General features: G+C 58.1%; 30 protein-coding genes and 4 pseudogenes. 19 read left to right on the top strand and 15 right to left on the bottom strand.

Annotation, left to right across the window (positions count from 1 at the left end; all coding sequences use genetic code 11):
- Nucleotides 1–12 precede the first annotated feature (12 nt).
- Both GKE73_RS22020 and GKE73_RS01040 read right to left on the bottom strand, forming a co-directional pair.
- Nucleotides 13–330, bottom strand: a complete 318-nt coding sequence (locus GKE73_RS22020; protein ID WP_280954671.1) for a FadR/GntR family transcriptional regulator — start codon at nucleotides 328–330, stop codon at nucleotides 13–15.
- Nucleotides 323–550 (bottom strand): FadR/GntR family transcriptional regulator, encoded by a 228-nt coding sequence (locus GKE73_RS01040; protein WP_230368740.1) that lies wholly within the window; start codon nucleotides 548–550, stop codon nucleotides 323–325. The genes GKE73_RS22020 and GKE73_RS01040 overlap by 8 nt, the downstream gene beginning before the upstream one ends.
- 132 nt (nucleotides 551–682) lie before the next feature.
- Here GKE73_RS01040 and GKE73_RS01035 point away from each other — a divergent pair, with 132 nt between their 5' ends.
- The 6 genes from GKE73_RS01035 (at nucleotide 683) to GKE73_RS01010 (ending at nucleotide 4,009) form a co-directional block, all read left to right on the top strand.
- Entirely contained in the window at nucleotides 683–1,240 is a 558-nt protein-coding gene (locus GKE73_RS01035; protein WP_230368739.1) for an FAD-binding oxidoreductase, read from the top strand.
- A gap of 19 nt (nucleotides 1,241–1,259) precedes the next feature.
- The gene (locus tag GKE73_RS01030) at nucleotides 1,260–1,412 is read left to right on the top strand and encodes a hypothetical protein (protein ID WP_230368738.1); all 153 of its coding nucleotides are present in this window, start codon (nucleotides 1,260–1,262) and stop codon (nucleotides 1,410–1,412) included.
- Nucleotides 1,405–2,061 (top strand): FAD-binding oxidoreductase, encoded by a 657-nt coding sequence (locus tag GKE73_RS01025; protein WP_230368737.1) that lies wholly within the window; start codon nucleotides 1,405–1,407, stop codon nucleotides 2,059–2,061. Before GKE73_RS01030 ends, GKE73_RS01025 begins: the two co-directional genes overlap by 8 nt.
- 117 nt (nucleotides 2,062–2,178) lie before the next feature.
- Entirely contained in the window at nucleotides 2,179–2,457 is a 279-nt protein-coding gene (locus GKE73_RS01020) for a hypothetical protein (protein ID WP_230368736.1), read from the top strand.
- 150 nt (nucleotides 2,458–2,607) lie between these two features.
- On the top strand, nucleotides 2,608–3,282 hold the full coding sequence (locus GKE73_RS01015; RefSeq protein ID WP_230368735.1) for a hypothetical protein: 675 nt from the start codon (nucleotides 2,608–2,610) through the stop codon (nucleotides 3,280–3,282).
- Nucleotides 3,283–3,502: 220 nt separating this feature from the next.
- Nucleotides 3,503–4,009 (top strand): hypothetical protein, encoded by a 507-nt coding sequence (locus GKE73_RS01010; RefSeq protein WP_230368734.1) that lies wholly within the window; start codon nucleotides 3,503–3,505, stop codon nucleotides 4,007–4,009.
- Between the two features lie 261 nt (nucleotides 4,010–4,270).
- Here GKE73_RS01010 and GKE73_RS01000 read toward each other — a convergent pair.
- Together GKE73_RS01000 and GKE73_RS00995 are read right to left on the bottom strand one after the other, a co-directional pair.
- A pseudogene (locus GKE73_RS01000) lies at nucleotides 4,271–4,804 on the bottom strand (peptidylprolyl isomerase); the annotation flags it as partial.
- 205 nt (nucleotides 4,805–5,009) lie between these two features.
- Nucleotides 5,010–5,225: an alkylphosphonate utilization protein gene (locus tag GKE73_RS00995; RefSeq protein WP_230368733.1), complete on the bottom strand. Its 216-nt coding sequence runs from the start codon at nucleotides 5,223–5,225 to the stop codon at nucleotides 5,010–5,012.
- 98 nt (nucleotides 5,226–5,323) lie between these two features.
- On the opposite strand from GKE73_RS00995, the gene arfB reads away from it, so the two are divergent.
- On the top strand, nucleotides 5,324–5,809 hold the full coding sequence (arfB, locus tag GKE73_RS00990; RefSeq protein ID WP_230368732.1) for an alternative ribosome rescue aminoacyl-tRNA hydrolase ArfB: 486 nt from the start codon (nucleotides 5,324–5,326) through the stop codon (nucleotides 5,807–5,809).
- Between the two features lie 22 nt (nucleotides 5,810–5,831).
- Here the strand turns inward: arfB and GKE73_RS00985 are convergent, their stop codons facing one another.
- The 3 genes from GKE73_RS00985 to GKE73_RS00975 are packed head-to-tail and all read right to left on the bottom strand — an operon-like array spanning nucleotide 5,832 to nucleotide 7,083.
- On the bottom strand, nucleotides 5,832–6,041 hold the full coding sequence (locus GKE73_RS00985) for a hypothetical protein (RefSeq protein ID WP_230368731.1): 210 nt from the start codon (nucleotides 6,039–6,041) through the stop codon (nucleotides 5,832–5,834).
- Nucleotides 6,042–6,044: 3 nt separating this feature from the next.
- Entirely contained in the window at nucleotides 6,045–6,929 is an 885-nt protein-coding gene (locus GKE73_RS00980) for an aminotransferase-like domain-containing protein (protein WP_230368730.1), read from the bottom strand.
- On the bottom strand, nucleotides 6,865–7,083 hold the full coding sequence (locus GKE73_RS00975) for a hypothetical protein (RefSeq protein WP_230368729.1): 219 nt from the start codon (nucleotides 7,081–7,083) through the stop codon (nucleotides 6,865–6,867). Before GKE73_RS00975 ends, GKE73_RS00980 begins: the two co-directional genes overlap by 65 nt.
- A 74-nt stretch (nucleotides 7,084–7,157) precedes the next feature.
- Here GKE73_RS00975 and GKE73_RS00970 point away from each other — a divergent pair, with 74 nt between their 5' ends.
- From GKE73_RS00970 to GKE73_RS22015, 5 genes are all read left to right on the top strand, one after another.
- A complete protein-coding gene (locus GKE73_RS00970) occupies nucleotides 7,158–7,346 on the top strand; it encodes a hypothetical protein (protein ID WP_230368728.1) in 189 nt (62 codons plus the stop codon).
- A 93-nt stretch (nucleotides 7,347–7,439) separates the two neighbouring features.
- The gene (locus GKE73_RS00965; protein ID WP_230368727.1) at nucleotides 7,440–7,928 is read left to right on the top strand and encodes an EamA family transporter; all 489 of its coding nucleotides are present in this window, start codon (nucleotides 7,440–7,442) and stop codon (nucleotides 7,926–7,928) included.
- Nucleotides 7,929–8,033: 105 nt separating this feature from the next.
- The gene (locus GKE73_RS00960; protein WP_230368726.1) at nucleotides 8,034–8,348 is read left to right on the top strand and encodes an EamA family transporter; all 315 of its coding nucleotides are present in this window, start codon (nucleotides 8,034–8,036) and stop codon (nucleotides 8,346–8,348) included.
- Between the two features lie 244 nt (nucleotides 8,349–8,592).
- Nucleotides 8,593–9,141, top strand: a complete 549-nt coding sequence (locus GKE73_RS00955; RefSeq protein ID WP_280954669.1) for a MarC family protein — start codon at nucleotides 8,593–8,595, stop codon at nucleotides 9,139–9,141.
- Nucleotides 9,116–9,298, top strand: coding sequence for a MarC family protein (locus GKE73_RS22015; RefSeq protein WP_312854330.1), 183 nt, complete (start codon nucleotides 9,116–9,118; stop codon nucleotides 9,296–9,298). Before GKE73_RS00955 ends, GKE73_RS22015 begins: the two co-directional genes overlap by 26 nt.
- Here the strand turns inward: GKE73_RS22015 and GKE73_RS22010 are convergent.
- The gene (locus GKE73_RS22010) at nucleotides 9,295–9,423 is read right to left on the bottom strand and encodes a hypothetical protein (protein WP_280954668.1); all 129 of its coding nucleotides are present in this window, start codon (nucleotides 9,421–9,423) and stop codon (nucleotides 9,295–9,297) included. The two genes, GKE73_RS22015 and GKE73_RS22010, sit on opposite strands and share 4 nt — an antisense overlap.
- 28 nt (nucleotides 9,424–9,451) lie before the next feature.
- Here GKE73_RS22010 and GKE73_RS24440 point away from each other — a divergent pair, with 28 nt between their 5' ends.
- Together GKE73_RS24440 and GKE73_RS00950 are read left to right on the top strand one after the other, a co-directional pair.
- Nucleotides 9,452–9,580 carry a hypothetical protein gene (locus GKE73_RS24440; RefSeq protein ID WP_312854329.1) on the top strand — a complete coding sequence of 43 codons (129 nt, stop codon included), beginning with the start codon at nucleotides 9,452–9,454 and terminating at the stop codon, nucleotides 9,578–9,580.
- Nucleotides 9,581–9,678: 98 nt separating this feature from the next.
- Complete coding sequence (locus GKE73_RS00950; RefSeq protein ID WP_312854328.1) at nucleotides 9,679–10,215, top strand: sulfite exporter TauE/SafE family protein; 537 nt, start codon at nucleotides 9,679–9,681, stop codon at nucleotides 10,213–10,215.
- Between the two features lie 70 nt (nucleotides 10,216–10,285).
- Here the strand turns inward: GKE73_RS00950 and GKE73_RS00945 are convergent, their stop codons facing one another.
- Nucleotides 10,286–10,588: a YMGG-like glycine zipper-containing protein gene (locus GKE73_RS00945; protein WP_230368725.1), complete on the bottom strand. Its 303-nt coding sequence runs from the start codon at nucleotides 10,586–10,588 to the stop codon at nucleotides 10,286–10,288.
- Nucleotides 10,589–10,908: 320 nt separating this feature from the next.
- Between GKE73_RS00945 and GKE73_RS00940 the strand changes: the two genes are divergently transcribed.
- From GKE73_RS00940 to GKE73_RS25200, 5 genes and pseudogenes are all read left to right on the top strand, one after another.
- A complete protein-coding gene (locus tag GKE73_RS00940) occupies nucleotides 10,909–11,202 on the top strand; it encodes a helix-hairpin-helix domain-containing protein (protein ID WP_230368724.1) in 294 nt (97 codons plus the stop codon).
- A 380-nt stretch (nucleotides 11,203–11,582) separates the two neighbouring features.
- Nucleotides 11,583–12,313, top strand: a pseudogene (locus tag GKE73_RS00935) (pseudouridine synthase).
- Between the two features lie 184 nt (nucleotides 12,314–12,497).
- Nucleotides 12,498–13,142: a hypothetical protein gene (locus tag GKE73_RS00930; protein WP_230368723.1), complete on the top strand. Its 645-nt coding sequence runs from the start codon at nucleotides 12,498–12,500 to the stop codon at nucleotides 13,140–13,142.
- Nucleotides 13,139–13,537, top strand: a complete 399-nt coding sequence (locus tag GKE73_RS00925) for a hypothetical protein (RefSeq protein WP_230368722.1) — start codon at nucleotides 13,139–13,141, stop codon at nucleotides 13,535–13,537. Before GKE73_RS00930 ends, GKE73_RS00925 begins: the two co-directional genes overlap by 4 nt.
- Nucleotides 13,538–13,616: 79 nt before the next feature.
- A pseudogene (locus GKE73_RS25200) lies at nucleotides 13,617–13,826 on the top strand (YkgJ family cysteine cluster protein); the annotation flags it as partial.
- Between the two features lie 229 nt (nucleotides 13,827–14,055).
- Here the strand turns inward: GKE73_RS25200 and GKE73_RS00915 are convergent.
- The 6 genes and pseudogenes from GKE73_RS00915 to GKE73_RS00890 form a co-directional block, all read right to left on the bottom strand.
- Nucleotides 14,056–15,381: pseudogene (locus GKE73_RS00915) on the bottom strand (DEAD/DEAH box helicase).
- A gap of 484 nt (nucleotides 15,382–15,865) precedes the next feature.
- A complete protein-coding gene (locus tag GKE73_RS00910) occupies nucleotides 15,866–16,642 on the bottom strand; it encodes a hydroxypyruvate isomerase family protein (protein WP_230368721.1) in 777 nt (258 codons plus the stop codon).
- On the bottom strand, nucleotides 16,642–17,514 hold the full coding sequence (locus tag GKE73_RS00905; protein WP_230368720.1) for an NAD(P)-dependent oxidoreductase: 873 nt from the start codon (nucleotides 17,512–17,514) through the stop codon (nucleotides 16,642–16,644). The genes GKE73_RS00910 and GKE73_RS00905 overlap by 1 nt, the downstream gene beginning before the upstream one ends.
- Before the next feature lie 104 nt (nucleotides 17,515–17,618).
- Nucleotides 17,619–18,620 (bottom strand): class 1 fructose-bisphosphatase, encoded by a 1,002-nt coding sequence (locus GKE73_RS00900; protein WP_230368719.1) that lies wholly within the window; start codon nucleotides 18,618–18,620, stop codon nucleotides 17,619–17,621.
- Nucleotides 18,621–18,854: 234 nt separating this feature from the next.
- Nucleotides 18,855–19,394 carry an HD-GYP domain-containing protein gene (locus GKE73_RS00895; protein ID WP_230371370.1) on the bottom strand — a complete coding sequence of 180 codons (540 nt, stop codon included), beginning with the start codon at nucleotides 19,392–19,394 and terminating at the stop codon, nucleotides 18,855–18,857.
- Complete coding sequence (locus tag GKE73_RS00890) at nucleotides 19,378–22,329, bottom strand: MASE3 domain-containing protein (RefSeq protein ID WP_230368718.1); 2,952 nt, start codon at nucleotides 22,327–22,329, stop codon at nucleotides 19,378–19,380. The genes GKE73_RS00895 and GKE73_RS00890 overlap by 17 nt, the downstream gene beginning before the upstream one ends.
- Nucleotides 22,330–22,335 lie beyond the last annotated feature (6 nt).

Here is a 22,335-nt window from a genome sequence, read left to right as displayed (position 1 = left end):
CGCGGATGGTGCTTAAGCCAGTGCTGTAATCAGTGCCGGAAACAGCGGATTGCCACTGATTCTGGCTAGCGTTGTATGAAAGCGGATATCCAGTTCGGTCATGGTGGCTGGGTCGTTGACGGCCAGCTGCATGGCCTCAACCAGCCCTTGTAGCTCAGCCACGTCTTGCGCTGTGCGGCGTAGTGCCGCCAGTTCGACAATGCGGTACTCCAGCGCTTGGCGGGCGTCCCATAATTGGGGCGCATTGAGCTGGGCGGTACGCAGTGCGTGCGTCAACATCTGGTTGATGATGGCGCCATCAAACGGTGCCACGCGTGCACGCTTAGCCATTGGCCAGTTGCAAAATATGCATGGCCGCCAGCGATTTGAAGGCTTCGCGCACCACGGTACGGCTGACCCCCAATTGTTCTGCAAACCGGTTTTCGCCGGGTAAGGCATCACCCACCGCCAGTTTTTCGCCGTAGAGATAATCCAGAATTGCCTGCATGGTGCGGTCCACCAGAGTGCCGGACGAAGGCTGGGGCGCTAGATGATCATCACTGGATGGCATGAGGGAGTCCGTATCACGTTGGCCGAAATGGCAACTGTTGTTATAGTGACTGACAAACCTGTATGACAGGTTTGCGGGTAATCGGAATGATGCGGGCGCATGATAAGGCGCCCCGGCAAAGAGAGACAAGTCATGCAACAGGTAGTAGAAGCGCTGTTGGCCGAATTGGGACAGGATATCGTGCAAATTGGCGCCGCCGTCCATGAGCGCGCCACCAGCTATTGGGATGCGTCGCCCACGCAGGCGCTGGCGGTCGTCAAACCCCGCCGTACCGAAGAGGTCAGCCGGGCGCTGGCCATTTGCCACCGGTTCGGCCAGCCCGTGGTGACTCAGGGTGGTCTGACCGGCTGTGTGCAAGGCGCGGTGGCGAGCGGGGAAGAAGTCATCATCTCGCTGGAACGCATGAACGTGATTGAACAGATCGACCCGCTGGCCGGTACCGCCGTGGTGCAGGCGGGCGTGGTATTGCAAACCCTGCAGGATGAAGCCGCCGCCCATGGCATGTTGTTTGCACTGGATCTGGGCGCACGCGGCAGTTGCACCATTGGCGGCAATGTTGCCACCAATGCAGGCGGCATCAACGTGCTGCGCTATGGCATGATGCGCGATCAGGTCTTGGGGCTGGAAGCGGTGATGGCCGATGGCACCGTGCTGTCCAGCTTGTCGCCCATGCTCAAAAACAACGCTTAGCTATAACCTGAAGCAACTGATGATCGGTACCGAAGGCACGCTTGGCATTGTCACCCGCGTGGTGGTGCGGCTGCATCCGTTGCCCTCTAGCCGCGATGCCGCACTGTTGGCCGTCAATAATTTCGAGCAGGTGATGACGCTGCTGCACCACATGCAGCGCGATCTTGCTTAAGACATTAAGTTCGTATGAGGTGATGTGGCAAAGCTACTATCAGGCGGCCACGGCTCCCGGTGGTCATCGGGCGCCCATGTCGGGTAAGTATCCGTTTTATGTGCTGCTTGAAGCGCAGGGCGCGGAACCGGAATCTGACAGCGCCCGTTTCATGCGGGTGTTGAGCCGCTTGATGGAAGAGGGCGTCATTGCCGATGCCGTGCTGCCTCGTTCCGAAACGGAACGCCATGCGCTGTGGGCCATCCGTGAAAATTTTGAGCATATTCTGGCCGGGCATCCCACTTATCTTTACGACGTCAGCTTGCCGTTGCGCGAGATGGAGAGCTACGGCCGGGCGGTAGTCGCGGAGTTCGAGACACGTTGGCCGAACGGTCGCTGTCTGCTGTTTGGCCACATCGCCGATGGCAACCTGCACCTGTTTTTGCAGCCGGAAGACGCGGCTGCCACTCATGCCGATGCCGATCAGGTGGTGTACCAGGCACTGGATGGTCGCAACGGTTCGGTATCGGCCGAGCACGGGATCGGTACCGAGAAAAAAGCCTGGCTGGCTGCTTGCCGCAGCCCGCAGGAAATCGCCGTGATGCGTACCCTGAAACAAGCGCTCGATCCGCAAGGGCTGCTTAATCGTGGCCGGGTGTTTGATCTTTAATCGCTGAGGCTGGCGGTCGGCAACGCCAATAGGTTATTGCCGTGCAGGCGTGACCCTTTGGCGTGCGCTGGCAAGCGCGTATGCTTGCCGCTGTTCGTTGTCTATCGCGGAGTTTTTATGCCTTCTGTTCGTGCGCCGGTCTATCGTTTGTTGTATTGGCTGGCCGGTTTCAATCTGTTGGCGGTAGTGCTGGTGGAGTGGCTGGGCCATTTGCCGGGCCGTTTTCTTATTGGCTCGTGGGGTGAAATGGCGGTATGTGCCTTGGCTTCGCTCGGCTATGGTTGGGTTGCCGTCGCTGGTATTCGGCAAAAAGCTGGCGAAAACATTCTGCTGTGGGCGCTGGGGCTGATCGCCGCCAACTGGGTGGGGCTGGAGTTGCTCGACTGGTTGCTGTGATCGTTGTCTTGTCTGCGAGCTTGTTTTCGTCTGGTTTGATTACTCCGTTCCACTTTTTGCCCGGTCAGACCGGGCAGCTAACCGCGCTTGCTGTCATGTTCTGACATAAACGGCTATCTTCATGTCCTCGTCATTGAAAGGGTGTGAAACATGGTTAAAACCTGGTTGGCTGTGGCGTTGATGTGGTGGAGCGCAATCGGCCTGGCTGCATCGCCCATGGCGCCGAAAGCGGCGAAACTTGTCGGGCATTATTACGCCAAAAACATGCGTGAAGTGGGCTCGGAGCTGAAATTGCAACCCGATGGCTCCTTTGAGTGGACGATGAGCTACGGTGCCATGGATCGCTATGCCCAAGGCCATTGGGTGTTAGAGCGTGATGAAGTGGTGCTTACCCCCGATGCGCCGAAAGGCACGCCTAAATTACGGCTGTTTGAAGAAGGCGAGCTGCGCATTCGCCGCCCGGCGGAAGACGGGCACTGGCTGGCGATTGTTGGCATGCCCGGCGTCGGCCCGGCGACCGGTATTGAAGTGCAGTTTCAAAGTGCCTCCGGCAAGCTGACTAGTGCCGTGACCGACCGTAACGGCGATGCCATGGTGGCGATGCCTGCGACGGAGCGCTGGACACGGGCCGGTTTGCGGCGTCAGGGCGATAACGGCGCCCGGCAGTGGTTTGATATTCCGCCGGTGCGGGCGGACGCACGCTTGACGGCTTTTGCCGTGGATGACCTGAGTCAGGTGGCGCCGCCGCCGTTTGATCAATTGAAGTTGCGGCGTGTGGCGGGCAAATTGGTGACTGAAGACGGCCGTCTGGAATATGAACGCTAGGTTCATGACAACGGAAGCATCCGGCTGAGAAGCCGGATGGGCGTAGGCCATGGCGGGTTATTGATACCCGCCATTTTTATGTCCTGACTCCTCCCTTTTCGGCCAGCCTTGTCGCCGTGGTTGCACGGTTTCTGATCTGTATCAGGAGCGGCTGCCTGTGGCGCAGATAAGGTGGCATGGCTTCAGGTGACTTTAACCATGTGCTTCGTCGGAGATGCTTATGCTCAAAGCCTTTATCTTGCCTGCCACGCTGCTGGCGCTGCTCTTGCCTGCCATGGCTCAGGCGGAGGAAGAACCTACTCCCGTGGCTAGTGCCCGTGAGGCTGGCGTTAAATCGTGCATGGCGCCGTTGAAAGAGATCGCGACTTATTTGGTGAAAGATGTCGCACAGCACGCCTCGCATGATTTATGGAACGAGCGCAGTCCAGACCGTCGGCCGTTTTCCAGCCTGATCGTGAAGCAATATCCCGATGGCGACAGCCATGTATCGTTGATTGTCGGGCCAGACAAGACGGGGCAGTGCTTTGCCGAGTACAACGAAACGGCTTATTGGGCAAAAAGCTGCGTCGTGTTGCGCGATGAGGCGTTTAGTAAGTTCACGATGCACGGCTCGCTCAATAAGCACACAACCGTACTGCGCAACGATAACAAGACGGTTTTTCTTTACATGACGCCACAGTCTGATGCGGGTTGTCTGGTGACGCGGCGAGAGATCTTTTATTACTGAGATACGCGGCAGGCCATTGCCGTATCGGCGATGATTGGCCTGCTGCAATAAAAAAACCGGACGCGAGGTCCGGTTTTTTTGCGCATCGCTCGGTCGGAAATTATTTTCCGCCCATCGAGTAGCCTTCGATCTTGGCGGCATCCACCAGTTGGCTCAGGTACTGGTGCATGGCTTGGCGGCCAGCCATTTCGTTGAGGTATTGCTGCAGGCGATCCTTGATGTCTTCATAAGCCATCTTGCCGCCAGTTTGGCGATCGTTTACCTGAATGATGTGGTAGCCAAACTGGGTTTCCACCAGATTGGGGACGATCTGACCTGCCTCGGCGGTGAACACGGCCTGGTCAAATTCCGGCACCATCTGGCCGCGGCCAAACTGGCCCGGTCGCCACCTTGCTTGCCGGACGGGCAAGCGGAGTGTTCGCGGGCGAGGTCGGCAAAACGGGACGGATTGGCTTGTACTTCGGCCAACACGCCTTCGGCTTTGGCTTTGGTCAGCGTAGCGGACAGCTCGTTGCCGCCTTCGTTCTTGAACAGGATATGGCTGGCCACGGCGCTTTCGCCCTGGCTGAATTGTTCCGGATGCTGATTGTAGAAGTCCCGGCAGGCGGCTTCGTCTACCGGCGTAAAGTGCAGTTCCTGATCCAGCAGGGTGCCAATGGCCCGGCCTTCGTTGCTGGTATCAAGGCCCTGTTCCTTGGCCCGTTGCAGCAGCAGGGTGTGCAGTACCAGCTGCTGGATGGCGGCGTCGCGCGGACTCGGGGTTTCAGCGTGGTTAGCCTGTTCGGCTTCAATCATTTCTTCGGTCAGTTCAACGCCGTTTACGGTAATGGCCATGAGGATTTCCTGTGTGGTTAGAGAGTACGCTGCCAGTTGCCAGCCGTACGTTTGGTATCGGCATTTAAGGTGGCATGGCCGGTGTTGTCAATAGAGGCAGCGGTGTTGTCATGCAAAACGGCCGCCTCAGTAACGAGTGCGGCCGTCAACCGTGGGGCAGGTGTGGTTAGCACTTCTTGAGGAAGCAGGTCTTCAGCATCAGGCCCTTGATCTTGTCGTTACGGCATTCAACGTGCTCGTCATCGTCTTCTTGCAGGCGGACGTTCTTGAAAACCGTGCCGCGCTTGATCACGGTGGAAGAGCCTTTTACTTTCAGGTCTTTGATCACTTGTACGGTATCGCCGTCGTTAAGCTGGGTGCCGTTGCTGTCTCTGACTTCCATGTGCGTCCTGTGCGGAGGTGATTGAAAGCGCGGATTATAGCCCATGTTGCCAGTAGTGCCTTGTTTCTATTGACGCTGGCAGCTGACGGCAGGCTGGCTTGCGTAATGGCGCATTGTCGTTCGGCCAACCTTGGCATAGCCGCTACAATGTTATTTTGTCTGTCGTGGTGACGCCTATGTCGGTTTCCAGATATCCGGTGCGCGAGGACGAGGTGGAATGGTCGGCAATGCGCGCGCAAGGCGCGGGTGGGCAAAACGTCAACAAAGTCTCGTCGGCCATCCATTTGCGCTTTGATGTGCGGGCGTCATCGTTGCCGGATGAGATCAAGGCGCGCCTGCTGGCGCTGGCGGACCAGCGCCTGACCAAGGACTGCGTGCTGGTGATCAAGGCGCAGCAATATCGTACTCAGGAGCAGAACCGTGCCGATGCGCTGTTGCGCCTGCAGGCGCTGGTGGATAGCGTCAGCCATACTCCCAAGGTGCGTAAGGCCACCCAGCCCACCTTCGGCGCGCGTCAGCGCCGCTTGCAGGGCAAGGCCAAGCGTGGTGTCACCAAGGCGCTACGTGGCAAGGTGGACTTCTGATTTCTCTGGTCACTCAGCCGGTTCATGCGGCGGGCTGTGATAGTGCCCGCGCCAGAAAGGCAAACAGTTTGTCGTTATTGGAATACGCCACGTTGAAGCGCAGCCATGGCGAATCTTCCTGATTGGGTCGGAACAAGTGGCCGGGCGCCAGCAAGATGTGGTGCGACACGGCTTGTTGTGACAACGCCAGCGCCGAAAGCGTATTTTCCGGTGGCCGCGCCCAGACAAACATCGCTCAAGCACCGGGTTGGTGGAATAGGGTAAAGGCGGCGTTTTCCAGCCGTTGACCGGTGCGCTCCTGCGCCCGCGCCAGCCGACCGCGCAGCTGTTCCAGATGCTTGCGCACCACGCCTTCCTGATAGATGGCGTGTACCAGCTGCTCGTTCAATTCCGGCGTGGCCATGCCACATGCCAGCTTGTAATACACCAGTTCGTCCAGCAGAGCGGGTTCGGCGGCGACGAAGCCGACGCGCAGCCCCGGCGCGATGGTCTTGGAAAAGCTGCCGATGTAGATCACGCGCTGGAGTTGATCGGCGGCGGCCAGCGTAAGGGCGCGCCCGGTAACCAGATCAGCCGATACATTATCTTCCACGATCCTGAACTGGTGTTTTTCGGCCAACCTTAGCACCTGAAACGCGGTGGCAGTGCTATAGCTGGCCCCGGTCGGATTTTGCAGTTGCGTGTTGGTGAAGTACAGCCGCGGCTGATGTTCGCTGAGGATGTTTTCCAGTGCGGCAATGTCCGGGCCATTGGGCGTCATCGGCACGCCCACCAGCTTGAGCCCGCGCAGACGCAAGGCAAACAGCAAATCGCTATAGCCCGGATCGTCCACCAGAACGGTATCGCCCGGCTGGGTAAAACGGCGGGCGACCAGATCCAGCCCCTGAATCGCACCGGAGGTGAGCAGAATCTGCGTCGGCGGCGCGTCGATTTCCAGTTCGGCCAACTGGCGGCTTACCAACTGGCGCAGCGGTTCATAGCCTTTGGGTTGGCCATAGGGCACCACTTCCTGCGGCCGCAACGCCAACTGACGCAAACCCTTGCCGATGCCTTCCTCATGGTGCCAGTTGGCTGGCAGCCAGCCGCAGCCGAGCGTGCAGGTTGCCTTCGGTATGCTCAAACACTTTGCGTAACAGCCAGCCACTGTCTATGGCGCGCTCGGTCAGCTGTTCCGGTGCCGGTTTCCCCGTTTCGGTGCTGGCCACCGGGCCGGTGACGTAGAAACCTGCTCCACGCCGGGCCTTGAGTAGCCCCCTGGGCGACCAGCCGCTCATAGGCTTCCACCACGGTAAATGTCGAGACGTCATGGGCTTTGGCAAACTCGCGGATGCTCGGGGCGCGGCTTCCTATGCCACAGGCCGTTTCCGATGTGGCGCGTCAGGCCGTCAACGATTTGTTTGACCAGCGGCTCGGGGCGGTTGGCATTGATGTCGATAATGGCGGGCATGGCATAACCAGTAATGGTGCATATGCACTGTATTGGGGCTTGAAGCTATACAGTGAGGCCGGTCTGTGTCTGTCACTGTACAGGGCTTAACGATACAGTTTTCTCTCACCTGTTCCAAGTCTCATGCGCCGTCGCTGTGGTGGTAGTCGAGCGGAACCATGGTCTGGTTTCTGGAGAGTTGTCATGTCGTATGCGCAGGCCCAATCCGGCAAGGGGATTTCCCAATCGGTAGCGGCATCGGTGTTGTTTGCCTTCTTGTCCGGCTATGTCACGCTGCTCAAGCCGCTGGATGGTTTGGCGATTTACGCCCGGCGCGTGGTCTGGACCTTTCCCGGTGTGCTGCTGGTGGTGAGCTGGCGTGGTCAGTGGGAAGCGCAGCGGGCATTGCTGGCGCGCATCAGTCGTGAGAAATCACTGTGGCTGGTGCTGCCGCTGATGGCAGCGCTGCTGGGGTCTCAGCTATGGTTGTTCATGTGGGCGCCGCTGCATGGCGAGGCCATGCCGGTGGCCATGGGTTACTTCCTGCTGCCGTTTACCATGGTGCTGGCTGGCCGCCTGTTTTACCGCGAGCGTCTCTACCGGCTGCAATGGCTGGCGCTGGCTTGTGCCATGCTTGGCGTGGCTCATGAGTTGTGGCTGACGCGCCAGCTTTCTGGTCGACGGTTTGGGTGATGACCGGTTATCCGCCGTATTTCATGCTGCGTCGCTGGGCGCGGCTGGATGCCATTACCGGCATGGCGGTAGAGATTGGGCTGATGCTCGGCTACGGCGTTGTGGATGCTGTTTACCCAGGACCCCAGCGGCTGGGGCGTGTTGCATCGGCCGGTGTTCTGGCTGCTGTTGCCGGGCCTTGGCGTGATCAGCACGGTAGCGCTGGTGTGTTATCTGTCGGCCAGCCGCGCTTTGCCGTTAGGCTTGATGGGTATTCTGGGTTATGTTGAACCGGCGCTGTTGTTTGTCATGGCGATCACCCTGCTGGGCGAGCCGATCACCGCGGCGCAATGGCTGACCTATGGCCCGATTTGGCTGGCTGTGTTGCTGATTACCAGCCATACCGTACTGCACCAGCGTTCATTGAGACATCACGCCTGATGTTCCGGGAAGGTTGGCCGAAGCGGTGAGGGTTTTCGGCCAACCCTGATTGCCATCTTCCTCGCGCAACACCATGGTCAGCCGTAAAAATCAGGCGCACTGCTGTTGTTTGCTTAGACTGCGGCCCGCTTGCTTACTGGCCATCTTACCTCACTGCTTGTCACGCTATTCATTCAATGCGATAAACAGCTGTTAGAATCCACTCCCTTTCATCAACAGGGCGGTGCCCGGAGTCAGACTCGCTATGGAACTGTTGTCTATTTTCGCCAGCAAATTCCTGTTTGTCGTGGCGGCCTTGCTGCCTCTGATCAATCCGCCCGGTCTGGTGCCGATTTTTATTTCGCTGACGGTGCACAACACCCCACAGCAGCGCAAGTATCTGGCCTTGCGCATCGCCATGTACTGCTTTCTGCTGTTGTTGGGCAGCATGTATGTCGGCACCTTTGTGCTGTCATTCTTTGGCGTTTCACTGCCGGTGGTGCAGCTCTCTGGCGGTCTGTTGATTACCATTGCCGCCCGGCGCATGCTGAACGACACGCCGGCGGAAAACAACCAGCCCAGCTCCGCCCCGGCGCGTTCGGAAAATCGCGATCAGCTCAAACAGCGCGCCTTTTTTCCGCTCACCTTTCCGCTTACGGTTGGCCCCGGCTCCATTTCCGTGGCGATCACCGTCGGCGCGTCGCTCACCGGTTCCGGACAGGCGCTGGTCAAATACACCATCGCCCCGTTGGCCAGCCCTGGCGGCGGTATTGGCACTGAGCGTGCTGGTGTACCTGTGTTATCGCCATGCTGACAAACTGCTGCGTTATCTGGGGCAAACCGGTTCCGTGGTGTTCTTGCGCCTGTCGGCCTTCATCCTGCTGTGCCTCGGCGTGCAAATTCTGTGGGAAGGCTTGGGGCAGCTGATCATTGAACTGGTAAAAACCAATCCGGAGTTGCTGCGCCGTTAGCCTGCTGGTGCATTGCGGTGATGATGCGGCGGCAACGGACAGGTTGGCCGAAACCGCTTGTCAGCCTGCATGAAACGAATGGCCTTGTTGCTCGACAAGGTCACCTCACGAGGGTTGCAAAACATATAATGTCGCCCTGATTGGAGACTATGTATGTTGTTGACCCTGACTTTCCTGTGTGTTTTTTCCTATATGGCCGGGCTGATCGATGCTGCCGTCGGCGGTGGTGGCCTGATCCAGATTCCCGCCCTGTTCAGTGCCTTGCCACATATCCCAGCTTAAGCCACGCTATTTGGTACCAATAAGATGTCATCGGCGGTTGGGACACTCTCGGCCACGCGATCCTACCTGAAGCAGGTCAAGTTGCCCGGCGCCTGATTTTGCCCGCCGCCGTCGCGGCCTTTGTGCTGTCGTTTGCTGGAGCGGCGGCCGTGAGCCATATTCCCAAAGCAGTCTTGCGCCCGATGGTACTGGTGCTGCTGATGGTTATGGCGGTGTATACGCTGTGGAAGAAGGATTTTGGCAAGCTGCACAAGCCGGTGGCCATCGGTCGCCGCGAAATGGCCATGGGGATGCTGATCGGTGGTGCCATCGGCTTTTACGACGGCTTGTTTGGGCCGGGGACCGGCAGTTTCCTGATGTTTCTGTTCATTCGCTTCTTTGCCTTTGATTTTCTGCACGCGTCGGCAGCGGCCAAGGTGGTAAACCTCACCACCAATGTGGCCGCGCTGGCGTTCTTCATCCCCTCTGGCAACGTATTGTTTCATTACGCCTTGCCGATGGCGGCGTTTAACGTGGCGGGCGCCATGACTGGCACTTATATTGCTATGAAAAAAGGGGCAGGCTTTGTGCGGGTGCTGTTCTTGCTGTTGACGACCAGTCTCATTCTCAAGCTGGCCTACGACATGTTGCATTGAGGTTTGGCGCGGGCTATATCAAAAAGGCTGCCTGTGGCAGCCTTTTTGTCTGGGTATGGCTGTTAATCAGTTAACGGCCATGGTGGTGACGCCAGCCATAGTGATGACCGCGATCATGGCGGCGTCGACCATCGCGGTAGCCACCACGGTATTCCGGTTCGCTGCGGCTGGTGGTAACGGCTACGCCGGTAGCGCCACCGATGGCGCTGCCAAGCATGGCACCATCACGTCCGCCAACTGCCTGACCTACCGCTGCACCGGCTGCGCCACCCAGTGCACCGCCAAGAATGGCGTCGGTGTTGGCCGAACCGGCCTGACTGAGGCCGGACAACAAGCACAGGGCAATAATCGGGGTCCATTTTTTGAGCAGCATAGTTGTTCTCCTGAGAAGGTATGGACGCAGTATAAAGAAAAACCGCATCAGCCCAGCGGAGCAATCTGTTAGGAAATATTGCGGATTGGCAGGTTTTTACCGAAATGCCTTTTTGTCATATTTTTATTTGAGTGCAATTATCTGATTCTAATAATAAAAATTCGTGTGTATTAATCAATGTAATTGTTAATGTGCTCAATAATTACCACGGAATTTTCGCGCATCGACAGTCAGTTTTCGCCAGTACATTTTCAAAATACCAATGCACTGTCATGTACGAATGCCGTTGTTGATTTTACCTGATTGAATGGAGGCGTCTGATGCATCCCTCTCGTTGCCCACCACCGGAAGCCGCATCATGTTTGCGCGATTTGCCCAATATTGGCCCGCGTCTGGAGGCCGGTTTGTTGTTACTGGGAATTCAGCACCCGTCACAGCTGCGGGGGCAGGACCCCAGCCAGTTGTACGACGAGTTGGGCGTCATGACAGGGCAGGCTCCCGACCCATGTGTGCTTGATGTATTTGCCTCCATCGTTACCTATATGAATACCGGAGTGGCGTTGCCATGGTGGCACTACACCGGGCAACGCAAAGCCAGGCAAAAAGCCGCCTGATGAGCGGCAAGGTTGGCCGAATAAACGGGGCGGGATGACGGTTGTATCCAATCAACGGAGGTCACTACGAATTTCTACGGATTGGAGCCAGCGGTGATTCAGGCTAAAGTGTCGCTCGTTGGCGGTGATGACTTTTTTGGATAGTAGCACCGGCTGCCAATCTCTTTTGGTTTGTGATTGTAACCATTTTGGTTTTTGTTCCACTCTTTAGTATTGGTATTATTCTATCTGCCCGGAGACGCTACCCCCGCGCCCTCCGGGCTTTTCTTTGGCTTTGCCCGCGCCTTGTTGTTCTTGGTTGTTCTGCTCGAATCCCCGTACAATAGTCACCCGTTGCTAGGCGGCGCATTGGTGCCGCTTTTTTCATTATGGAAAGTTACATGGAACCTGTTCGCCTCTCCAAAAAAATGGCCGAGTTGGGCATCTGTTCGCGTCGCGAGGCCGACAGCTATATTGAGCAAGGCTGGGTCAAGGTTGATGGCGAGGTCGCGGTGTTGGGGCAGAAGGTATTGCCGCATAACGTGATCGAGGTGGACAAGAAGGCTCAGGATGCCCAGTCTTCTCGTGTCACGATCCTCATCAACAAACCGGTAGGCTATGTCTCCGGACAGGCAGAAAAAGGTTACGAGCTTAGCCGTCGTGTTGATCAAGCCAGAAAACCACTGGAAGGAAGATAGCAGCAAGCAGCGCTTTTCTCTGGCGCATTTGCGCGGACTGGCACCGGCTGGATAGCTGGATATCGATTCAGTGGGGCTGCTGGTATTGACGCAGGATGGCCGCATCGCCAAACACATCATTGGCGAGCATTCCAATGTTGAAAAAGAATATCTGGTGCGGGTGACGGGGCAGCTTTCCGAGCAGGGACTCAAGCTGTTGAACCACGGCTTGAAACTCGATGGCGAAGCGCTGCTGCTTTACCAAGGTGTGCTGGCAAAACCGGGATCAGTTACGTTTTGTCCTGCGTGAAGGCAAAAAACGCCAGATTCGCCGTATGTGTGAAATGGTGGGGCTGCGCGTGGTCGGGCTCAAACGTATCCGCATCGGCAATATCATGCTGGGCAATTTGCCGACCGGGCAGTGGCGTTATCTGCGGGATGACGAAACCATCTGATGGGCTGGATGTCCATAACCAAACGGGGCTAAATGCCCCGTTTTTTGTTTTGGGTCTTCGGTATGTGTTGAGTTGATGATCCTGGTCTATAGGGATTGTTGTATTACCTCAAGAAACTTTTGGGTCACGGGTGTCAGTCACGGTAATCCGTGGCACACTGTCGCTTTGCTTGGGAGGTGTTTGGATGCTGGCGGCGTTATTGAAATGGTTGGGGATGGATGGATCGACCCGCCGTCACAATGAGCAGGTGGTGGCCGCCATCGAGAAGGTGATTGATGGTACCGATCCGCGCCTGCGTTTGTTGCCGGGCTATCGGTCACAACTCAGCAAGGGCATGAAAACTTCGCTGGCGTATCTTGCCGGTATTCCGTCACATCTTCCTCCTCCCCTTGAGTTGTCGCTGCGTGCGTTTACTACCGATAAACGTATTGGCTTGTTGTTCTCCAGCCCGTTGAGTCTGTTGCTGTTTTTGCGTGACAGCCAGAATCTGAGCGAATTCTTTCTTAATGCTTCTAATGGTGACGAAGCACGGGGCTTGCTGAGCATGCATCGCTCGGAAACCCGTCGTTTTGGCATGTCAGAAGAAAATGGCGAGATTCTCAGTGATGTGCCGCAGGTGGTGGTGAGTTTTGATAATCACCAGTTGTTGCTGACGTGCCCGTCGTCTGCAGTGCTACAATCAACCATGGCCGGGCGTTGTCTGGATGTGTTGATTGAAGCGATGGTCCGGCGCTTGCATCTGTTGGACCGCAGTCGTGTTGAGCTGGAAGGAGAGCGCTCGCATATTCTGCTGAAACTCAACGCCTTGACGACACCGGGTAGCCGGTGATTGATGCAACCGCCAATCTGGCCTCTTTGCCAGAGACGGCCGAAGAATTGCAGCAACGCCTGCGCGAAGTGGAGCAGCAGTTGGCCGAATTACGGCCTTTGTCCGAGCTGACCGGGGTGCTTGATCTGGTGCGGCACATGCTGGAGCATCCGCGTGATTATTTCCGGGTGGAAGCTTTCACCCTTTATCTGAACCGCATGGGAATCAAGCTGGATAATCCGGATGACGCCGAAGCCAATGCTTTGGGGTTTGAGGAAGTTATTCTTGGTCAGACCGAACCAATCCGGCGTGCAGTATTGCCGGTGCATATTCCGCGCACGGCCCGGCAGGAGTTGGAAGAGCAGTTTGGCGAAGAGCTGGCGGGAGCGCTAAATATCAGTCCGTTTGGAATCTAGCCGCCTGTCGCTTGCTGAAAATCGCATTTCTGATCAAAATCGCGCCTTTGCTGCCTGAACCTCTGGGTTAATCGTTGTCATGTCCAACCGTCCTTCCCATAACGTCTGTATGAGCTGCGGTGCGTGCTGCGCTGCATTCCGTGTGACTTTCCATTATTCCGAATTGGATAGCGAGCCCGGCGGCCTGGTGCCAAGTGGTTTGGCCGATCAGGAAACCACCACCCTGTACCGGTTGCGTGGAACCGACTATGCGCAGCCGCGTTGTGCGGCGCTGGTGGGTACGGTGGGCGAGTCCGTCCACTGCGGGATTTACAAGGAGCGTCCGTCGCCATGCCGTGAGTTTGGAGCGCGTGCGGCGATTGGTGTGTTCGGTAAGCTTGCAATCGGGCCCGTGCGCGGCATGGTTTGCCGCCGCTGGAGTTGGATTAAGCGGTGGTGGGTGTTGATCGGTGGCGTTGATGGCGTCAATAAAAAAGCGACCCGAAGGTCGCTTTTTTCATGTCAGACAGGGCTGAGGCTTAGTCGGCACTGCTGCGGGAATGGCTACGCTGGCCTTGGCCGCTACCCGAGCGCGGGCCGCGCTGGCTGCTGTAGCCACCTTCGCGACGGTTGCTGCCGTAGCTGCGGCCGTTACCGGTGCCACTGCCATGACGGCGTTGGCCATTGCCGCTGCCGTTGCGACGCGGGCCGCCTTTGGGTGGACGGCGGGTCGGTTCCATGCCTTCAATCACGGCTTCCACGATCTGGCGCTTGAGGTATTGTTCAATGCGGCGAACCTTGTGGAATTCCTTGGATTCGGCCAACGTGATGGCAGTACCGTCGCGGTTAAGCACGGCCAGTACGGCCGATACGGTGTACGTAGTCTTCGGCCTGTTTCGGCAGGTCAAAGTTTACAACGTGGGTAATGGTCGGCACGTCGATACCACGAGCCGCTACGTCGGTGGCCACCAGAATCTTGATGCGGCCACGGCGCAGGTCGTTCAGCGTGCGGTTACGCCAGCTTTGCGGCATGTCGCCATGCAGGCAGGCGGCGGAGTAACCCTGATCCGACAGCTTGTCAGCCAGTTCTTCGGAGCCAATCTTGGTGGCGGTGAAAATCACCGCCTGATCGAAGCCCGCTTCTTTCAGGATGTGATCCAGCAAGCGGTTCTTGTGATTCATGTCGTCGGCGTACAGCAGGTGCTCTTCAATCGAGCCACCGGTTTCTTCGCGAGCGATTTCAATGCGTTGCGGGTCGCGCGTCAGCTTGGCGGCCAGTCGGCCAACGGTGCCATCCAGCGTAGCGGAGAACAGCACGGTTTGACGGCTTTCCGGCGTGGCTTTGACAATGGTTTCGATATCTTCGATGAAGCCCATGTCCAGCATGCGGTCAGCTTCATCCAGTACCAGCATTTCCAGACGGGAGAAATCCACGCGGCCAGAGCGCATGTGGTCCATCAGACGGCCCGGGGTGGCGACGATCAGGTCGATCGGGCGCGACAGGGCGCGGGTCTGGAAACCAAAAGAGGAGCCGCCGACCAGGCTAACGGTACGGAACCAGCGCATGCCTAGGCTGCGTACTGCATGGCGTTCTTTTCAACTTGTTGGGCCAGTTCGCGGGTCGGTGTCAACACCAGTACGCGCGGGCCATTGCCGCTACCGGTGGAGCGTTGGCTGACTTTCATCAGGGTTAGCAGCAGGAAGGCGGCGGTTTTACCGCTACCCGTTTGTGCGGAAACCAGCAGGTCGTGACCGGCTAGCGCAGCAGGAATCGAGGCAGCTTGTACTGGTGTCGGTGTGGTGTAACCAGCTTCGTCGAGGGCACGGGTAATGGTGGGTGCAAGACCCAGATCGGAAAATTGCATGTTGTCCTTTTAGCCGGTAGTGCACCGGCGTGTCTTGGCCTGGGAGGCGGTAGATCGTGGCCATCTCTATTGGGCCACCCGAATCATCGGCACCAACCAGGCAAGCGGCGAACAGCGGTCCGAGTAGGGAATATTCCGTGGACGAAGCCTGAAAAGCGGTTAGGGACGATGAACTTAGAGTTCATGAGCGGGCTGGGTGTGAATGACAGAAGAAAGCCCGTCGGAAACTTCAAGGGGCGGACTATACCCCTAAAGCCATTTCATGGCAAGGATATTTACCCGTTTGAGTTGGTAAATCTTTGATTTACTGATGTTTGCACCAGTTTGGCTGGCGCTGGCAAGGTGGCGTAGCTATGGGCGTTGATGTGGCCAGTAAAAAAACAGGCGACCAAAAGGCCGCCATCAAGTTGAGCGGGTTGCTTGAAAACCGTTACAAAACGGCGTTATTTTGCCCGCTTATGTGTGCTGTCCGGGTTGACTTGTATCAAGTGCCGGGCAGGCAGTTGCTCATCCAGCCTGGATCATCGGCTTGTCGGCGGTATTCGGCACCGCACCAGCCATGGTAAGGAAGCTGCGCGATCAGCCGGAACAGCGCGGGGAAATCCAGCGATCCGGTTCCCGGTGCTCCCCGGCCGGGCACATCAGCAAACTGCAGATGGCCGATGTGTGCGGCTTGCTGTGTCAGCACGCTGGCGATGTCTTCGCCCATGCGTGCCATGTGGTAAAGATCCAGTTGCATGCCCAGATTGGGATGATTTACCCGGGCAAGCAGTTCGGCCAGATCGTGCGACGTGGGTAGCAGGTAGCCCGGCATGTCGTGGTGATTGATGGCTTCACAGACCACGCGGATGCCGTGTTCGGCCAACTTGCTACTGGCATGGCGGGCATTATCAACCAGCGTTTGCAGGCAGGTTTCACGGCTTAGCCCAGCGGGTTGTCGCCCGGCCAGCAGGTTGACCGTGGGTACCTTGAGGGCTTGTGCCCAGCGCAGGGCCTGCTCTACCGCACCTGCCCATTCCTGCTGGCGAGCGGGTACGCAGGCCAGTCCGTCCCCGCCTTGCAGCAAATCCGCCGCCGGGATATTGATCAGTACGATGGGCAGACCGGTACGCGCCATGGCGTCGTGCAGCTCGGTGATCGGGGTGTCGTAGGGAAACTGGATTTCCACGCTTAAGCATAGAACTGCCTTGGCCATGTCGAAGCGTTTGCCTAATGGCAAGTCGGGGTAGAGCAGGGTAAGGTTGGCCGAAAGACGTAGCATCAGGCGTCTCCATAAAGCTGGATGACGGTACTCAAATCCTCGCTGCCATGGCCCTGGTGGGCATGCAGACGCATCAGCTGCGTGGCCAGTGCTGCCAGTGGCGAGGAGGCTTCACTGCTTTTGGCCAGCGTCATCGCGTTGTCTAGATCCTTGAGCAAGGTGGCGACTTTCCACTGCACCGGTTGATGGCTGCGTTCCGCCATGCGCGGTGCCAGAATTTGCAATGGCAGCGAATCGGCGAATCCTCCTGCCAGTGCCGGAGCCAGCAGATTGGCGTTGACGCCGTTTTTTTCGGCCAACGATACTGCCTCGGCAATCAGCATGGCATTGGCGGCGACGATCAGCTGGTTGCACACTTTGGTCACTTGCCCGCTGCCCACCGGCCCCATGTGCGTGAGTTTCTGCGCCAGTGGTGCGGTCAGTAGGCGCAGGCGCTCGATATCTGCGGCTTCGCCACCAGCCATGATTACCAGTTTGCCGCTTTCGGCTCCCACGACACCGCCCGATACCGGAGCATCCACCCACGCAACACCGCAATGTTGTTGCAGGCGCAAGGCAAAACTCCGCGTGGCTTCCGGCGCAATGCTGGAAAAATCCACCAGCAACTGTCTCGCGCGGGCGTGGTGAATGATGCCGTGCTCGGCGAACACCACGTCTTCCACGGCAGCGGTGTCGGAGACGCACAGCATCAGCACGTCACTTTGCCGTACCAGTTCGGCAATCGATGGCATGCTGTGGGCGCCACTGGCGGCCAGCGCGGCGATTTTATCGCTGGAGCGGTTCCAGACGTTGACACTCAGGCCGCTCGCCAGTAGCCGTCGCACCATGGGTTGCCCCATCAGGCCAAGGCCGATGAATCCGATTCGTTCCATGATTATCATCACTATGCGGGCCGTCGTTGAGTGTGTTGCCCGACGGCGCAGATCAATACGAAAAAGCCCCATGCAAAGATGGGGCTTGGTCTGACGTTATGCAGTTACTTGGCGTGGTAACCGGTAACGATTTCCACTTCTTCGCGTGAGCCCGGGAATACGGCAACGCGTTCGTGCAACTTGCTCGGCTGAATTTCCATGATGCGCTGATAGCCGTTGGTGGCCATGCCTCCGGCTTGCTCGATGATCCAGGCCATCGGGTTGCCTTCATACATCAGGCGCAGCTTGCCCGGCTTGGCCGGGTCACGAGCATCGCGCGGGTACATGAAGATGCCGCCGCGCGTCAGGATGCGGTGCACTTCGGCCACCATTGAGGCCACCCAGCGCATGTTGAAATCTTTGCCGCGCGGACCATCGGTCCCGGCCAGCAGCTCGTTCACATAGCGCTGTACCGGAGCTTCCCAGTGGCGCATGTTGGACATGTTGATGGCAAATTCCTTGGTGCTCTCCGGTACGCGCATGTCCGGGTGCGTCAGTACGAAGGAGCCAAATTCGCGATCCAGCGTAAAACCGTGTACGCCGTTGCCAAAGGTCAGCACCAGCATGGTTTGCGGGCCGTACAGCGTGTAAGGCATGGCTACCTGCGTGGTACCCGGCTGCAGGAAGTCGGCTTCGCTCGGGTGGCTGACGCCAGCGGGGCAGCGCAGGACCGAAAAGATGGTGCCAACGGAAATGTTGACGTCGATATTGGACGAGCCATCCAGCGGATCGAACAGCAGCAGGTATTCGCCTTTGGGGTATTCGCCCGGAATGTGATACGGCAACTCCATTTCTTCGGAGGCCATGGCGGCCGGGCTGCCGCCCCATTCGTTGGCGTCCAGCAGGACGTCGTTGGCGATGACATCCAGCTTCTTCTGGGCTTCGCCCTGAACATTGCCGGTACCGGCTTCGCCCAGTACGCCAGCAAGCGCGCCCTTGTTCACGGAAAAGTTGATGGCCTTGCAGGCGCGGGCAACGGTTTCGATCAACAGACGCAAATCGGCAGGCAGTGTGCCGTCCCGGCGTTGCTGTTCGATCAGAAACCGGGAGAGTGTGATGCGGCTCATGGTTATCCTCAAGCAGAGTTCGGAATGCCGCGGCTGGAAAACCCCAAAAGCCTTCCTGCATGGCAGGCTAAGTTGGCCGAAACAAGCCAAGTGGCGCCATGGTGGAGGAGGGTTTTTGGTGTTTCCCGCCAGCGGTCAAGTTGCGGCCCATTATACCCGAGCTGGCCAACGCTGCCGCATGCATCGGCAGTTTTTCCGAGTTTAAAGGCCGCCACGAGTGGTAAGCCCGGAAGGTTACTGCGGCAATTGGTAGCCTTTTTCGCGTACCAGCCGAAGGGCGGCTTCTGCTACCTCGGTGTCGTAGAGGCGGCCTTTGCCCTGTTCGATTTCCGCCAGAGCGGTATTCAGCCCCAATGCGGCGCGGTAGGGGCGATGCGCGGCCATCGATTCGATCACGTCGGCGACGGCGAGTACGCGTGCTTCCGGCAGAATCTCGTCGCCTTTCAACCCTTGCGGATAGCCGCTGCCGTCCATGCGCTCGTGGTGCTGGCGGATGGCCTCGGCAACCGGGGCGGCAAATGGCACATCCTTGAGAATGTCATAGCCAGCCTGGGCGTGGCCGCGCACCATCGCCATTTCCAGTGGTGTCAGGCGGGTGGGTTTGGAAAGAATTTCGGCCGGAATGGCTATCTTGCCGATATCGTGTACCAGACCGGTCATTTCCATCGCGTTACAACGTTCCGGCTCCCAGCCCAGTTCCCTTGCGATGGCGTAAGCAATCAGCCCAACGCGCCGCTCATGGCCTGCCGTGTACGGGTCACGCAGGTCGACCATGTTGGATACGGCCTGCAGGGTGGCTTTCATTGAGCCTTCCAGCTGTTTCACGTAGCTGGCGATCTGCTGTTCGGTATGCTTGCGCTCGGTAATGTCCTGCGCCATGACGATGGTGGCCGGGCTGTTGTCCCAGTTGATGATGGCCGCTTGCAGGCCCAGCTCCAGCAGTACGCCGTCCTTGCGCCGGAACGGCACGGAATAGGCAATGCTGCGTTCCCCGGCGGCCAGCCGGTCCCGGTGCAGCGTGGATGGATTGCAGCACTGCCGGGTCTTGCACGGTAAATTCCAGCACATTCTTGCCCAGCAGGTCTTCGGCTGCCCAGCCGGTCATTTCGCAGTAGCGTGGATTAACGTAAATGTAACTCCCGTCGCGCCGCACGTAGATACCGGATACGGTTTGCTCGATCATGCTGCGGAAGCGTTGTTCGCTTTCACGCAGCGCCAGTTCGCCGTGGCGGATATCGGTAAGATCCGTCCAGGCGAGCACGGCATCGTTACCCACGACGGTCATGGTGCCGTGCGCAATACGGTTGCTGCCATCCTTGCAACGCAGCGTGAGCTCTGGCGAACGTGCGATCAAGCTGCTGCTTTGGGCAAGACGCAGGTCTTGTTGCCACAGCTGTCGTATTTGTTCGCGAATATCCGGGTCGACAAAGACGTGTTCGAACCAGTCGTTTTCGTTGCTGATGTCCGCCGTGGTATAGCCCAGCCACTTTGTGTGCGCCCGGTTGATGGCGTGGATGGTACCAGTGGTGACAGAGTGGATTTGCATTGGCAGCGGGGAAGATTCGAACACCTCGCGGAAACGGTGTTCCGACAATGTGGCCAGTTCTTCGGCCGCAATGCGGCGTTGTTCGGCTACCGGGCTGTAGAGCGCAAACGACATGTCAGTGGCCATTTCCCCGAGCAGGCGGAGCTGGTCCTGATCAAAGGCATCGGCACGAGTGGCGTACAGGCCGACAATGCCCAAGAGTTCGCCTTCGCGCAGCAAGGGCATGATGGCGCGTTCGGTAATGCCTTGGGCGTGCAGGTAAGTGATCCACTCGCTGGCGTTGTCGTCGCTGGCTGGCGGAACGGCGGTGCAGACGATGTTGCCGGTTTGCAGCTGCGGCAGGATTTGTCCGATCAGGCTGGCTGGGTCAGCGAGCGTTCGGGTTAATGTCTGCAGGTGTGTGTCGTTGATGCCATAGGCGTGCACCGGATAAAACGGCAGTTGGCCGTTGTTGGTTCGGGCGATGAACAGCATGGGGAAGGTGCTGTGTGCGCTCAGTGCCTCAAATAGCGCCACCAGCAGTTGCTCGATGCTGCGGCAGTGCACGATGGCACGGTTGGTGGCGCTCAGCATTTCGTAGAAATTGGTGAGGCGCTGCAATCTGGCTGCGGCCAGATTGTTTTCGATGGTTTCGCTGACGCGCAGCGCCACGGTGTCCATCAGTTCCTGCTCTTCTGCCAGAAAGGGCGCGTCATCCAGTGGTATGGCTTCAGGGTAGCAGACCCATACGGTACCCACTGTGGCGCCATTAACTTCCAGTGGCCGCTGCAGTTGTCGGGTGTTGTCGTTGTGGCAGTCACCAAACGCCATGCCAAATTGTCCCCACTGGCTCACCAGCCCGGCCTGAGCCTGCTCCGGAAAGCGGAAGGCCGATGGCAGTACGTCGATAACGCCTTTGAGCAGGCTTGGAATATCGATGTCGGGCTTTTCGATCAGGTCGGAAATGGCATACAGACAGCGCAATTCCTTGATGCGCTCGCCCAGGTTGTAGACCAGCGTTTCGCGTTCGGCTTCCAGCTGGCGGCGCTGGGAAATGTCGCGGATGACCCGGACGTAGGCGTGTTCCGGGTCGTTGCCGGAGAAGGGTGCCACGCTGCATTCCACCGCCCAGAAACCTTTTTCCTGAACCAGTTCCTGAGTGAAGGTCGCCGTGCCTTGTGCTATGCGCAGGCAAACCGGGCAGTGCTCTGCCGGAATGCTGGCATCGTGAAACAGTGTGTGGCTGGATTGACCAATCAGCTGTTCCAGTTGCAGTCCGGTGTAGTCCTCCGAGGCCTGGTTGGCTTCGCGGATGGTGCCATCGGTCTGTACCACGATGGTGGGCTCGGGGACGGCGTCATAGGTACTGGCGGCTCGCGCCAGCATGGTGAACGGCTCGCGCAAGGTGTTATGCACGAGGGCGATGTAGATGAACCAGTAGGCAAAAATCTTGAACAGGTGCCCGATCAGGTTGGCATTGGAGTACACACTGACATAGTGAGTGAACGCCAGTTCCGACAGGATCATGGCGACGACCGCCGCCGCCAGATGGTAAGCGAGGGTTGGTGCCATCAGTTTGCGATCGCGCCACAGGCGCCATAGCGTGACGCCCAGCAAGGCCACGATCACGTATTCACTGGTGATCTTGAACGGCGTCAGCCCTTGGCCGTCGATATAGGCGGTTGGGAAATGACCGGCGGCAATCAGGCCCCCAACCCCCAGCGTTATGCCGCCCATGACTAGATGTAACCAGCCAACACGCACCGAGCGGCGCAAAAACAGTGGCGCAAACAACAACGCGACCGCCTGTATGGCACGGGCGGCGATCCAGATCTGCGTGGCCGGATTGGCACTGTTGTTCAGCGTAAGGCCCATGCCTTTGAAGACCAGCGTGTGCGCCGGGTCGAGCGCGGCACACCAGCCAATGACGACGGCGATAAACACGACAAAGTGATTGCGGGTGAAACGCCGTGAGGTGGTTGCCACGACCAAGGCTGTCAGCGCGATGATGATGGAGATCAGTTCGGCCAACGTATGGAACAGCAGGTAACTGATGGAGGTGCCGAGCACACACACCGCCGACAGCAGCAACGGCGGCAAGCTGACCCATAACGCGGATTGCCAACTGAAGGCTGTTGCTTCGCGTTGATTGGCCAGACTGGTAAAAATGGAGTGGTGGCTCACGGGCGT

It is taken from the genome of Paludibacterium denitrificans, assembly GCF_009707705.1.
GTDB classification, from domain to species: Bacteria; Pseudomonadota; Gammaproteobacteria; order Burkholderiales; family Chromobacteriaceae; genus Paludibacterium_A; species Paludibacterium_A denitrificans.
This window is presented reverse-complemented; position numbering and strand designations above follow the sequence as displayed.

Excerpts from the sequence above, each read along its gene's own strand:
- GKE73_RS22020 (WP_280954671.1), bottom strand. The coding sequence starts at position 330 with ATGGCTAAGCGTGCACGCGTGGCACCGTTTGATGGCGCCATCATCAAC.
- GKE73_RS01040 (WP_230368740.1), bottom strand. The coding sequence starts at position 550 with ATGCCATCCAGTGATGATCATCTAGCGCCCCAGCCTTCGTCCGGCACT.
- GKE73_RS01035 (WP_230368739.1), top strand. The coding sequence starts at position 683 with ATGCAACAGGTAGTAGAAGCGCTGTTGGCCGAATTGGGACAGGATATC.
- GKE73_RS01030 (WP_230368738.1), top strand. The coding sequence starts at position 1,260 with ATGATCGGTACCGAAGGCACGCTTGGCATTGTCACCCGCGTGGTGGTG.
- GKE73_RS01020 (WP_230368736.1), top strand. The coding sequence starts at position 2,179 with ATGCCTTCTGTTCGTGCGCCGGTCTATCGTTTGTTGTATTGGCTGGCC.
- GKE73_RS01015 (WP_230368735.1), top strand. The coding sequence starts at position 2,608 with ATGGTTAAAACCTGGTTGGCTGTGGCGTTGATGTGGTGGAGCGCAATC.
- GKE73_RS01010 (WP_230368734.1), top strand. The coding sequence starts at position 3,503 with ATGCTCAAAGCCTTTATCTTGCCTGCCACGCTGCTGGCGCTGCTCTTG.
- GKE73_RS00995 (WP_230368733.1), bottom strand. The coding sequence starts at position 5,225 with ATGGAAGTCAGAGACAGCAACGGCACCCAGCTTAACGACGGCGATACC.
- GKE73_RS00985 (WP_230368731.1), bottom strand. The coding sequence starts at position 6,041 with ATGTTTGTCTGGGCGCGGCCACCGGAAAATACGCTTTCGGCGCTGGCG.
- GKE73_RS00975 (WP_230368729.1), bottom strand. The coding sequence starts at position 7,083 with ATGAGCGGCTGGTCGCCCAGGGGGCTACTCAAGGCCCGGCGTGGAGCA.
- GKE73_RS00970 (WP_230368728.1), top strand. The coding sequence starts at position 7,158 with ATGCCACAGGCCGTTTCCGATGTGGCGCGTCAGGCCGTCAACGATTTG.
- GKE73_RS00965 (WP_230368727.1), top strand. The coding sequence starts at position 7,440 with ATGTCGTATGCGCAGGCCCAATCCGGCAAGGGGATTTCCCAATCGGTA.
- GKE73_RS00960 (WP_230368726.1), top strand. The coding sequence starts at position 8,034 with ATGCTGTTTACCCAGGACCCCAGCGGCTGGGGCGTGTTGCATCGGCCG.
- GKE73_RS00955 (WP_280954669.1), top strand. The coding sequence starts at position 8,593 with ATGGAACTGTTGTCTATTTTCGCCAGCAAATTCCTGTTTGTCGTGGCG.
- GKE73_RS22010 (WP_280954668.1), bottom strand. The coding sequence starts at position 9,423 with ATGTTTTGCAACCCTCGTGAGGTGACCTTGTCGAGCAACAAGGCCATT.
- GKE73_RS24440 (WP_312854329.1), top strand. The coding sequence starts at position 9,452 with ATGTTGTTGACCCTGACTTTCCTGTGTGTTTTTTCCTATATGGCCGGG.
- GKE73_RS00945 (WP_230368725.1), bottom strand. The coding sequence starts at position 10,588 with ATGCTGCTCAAAAAATGGACCCCGATTATTGCCCTGTGCTTGTTGTCC.
- GKE73_RS00940 (WP_230368724.1), top strand. The coding sequence starts at position 10,909 with ATGCATCCCTCTCGTTGCCCACCACCGGAAGCCGCATCATGTTTGCGC.
- GKE73_RS00930 (WP_230368723.1), top strand. The coding sequence starts at position 12,498 with ATGCTGGCGGCGTTATTGAAATGGTTGGGGATGGATGGATCGACCCGC.
- GKE73_RS00910 (WP_230368721.1), bottom strand. The coding sequence starts at position 16,642 with ATGCTACGTCTTTCGGCCAACCTTACCCTGCTCTACCCCGACTTGCCA.
- GKE73_RS00905 (WP_230368720.1), bottom strand. The coding sequence starts at position 17,514 with ATGGAACGAATCGGATTCATCGGCCTTGGCCTGATGGGGCAACCCATG.
- GKE73_RS00900 (WP_230368719.1), bottom strand. The coding sequence starts at position 18,620 with ATGAGCCGCATCACACTCTCCCGGTTTCTGATCGAACAGCAACGCCGG.
- GKE73_RS00895 (WP_230371370.1), bottom strand. The coding sequence starts at position 19,394 with ATGGTCGACCTGCGTGACCCGTACACGGCAGGCCATGAGCGGCGCGTT.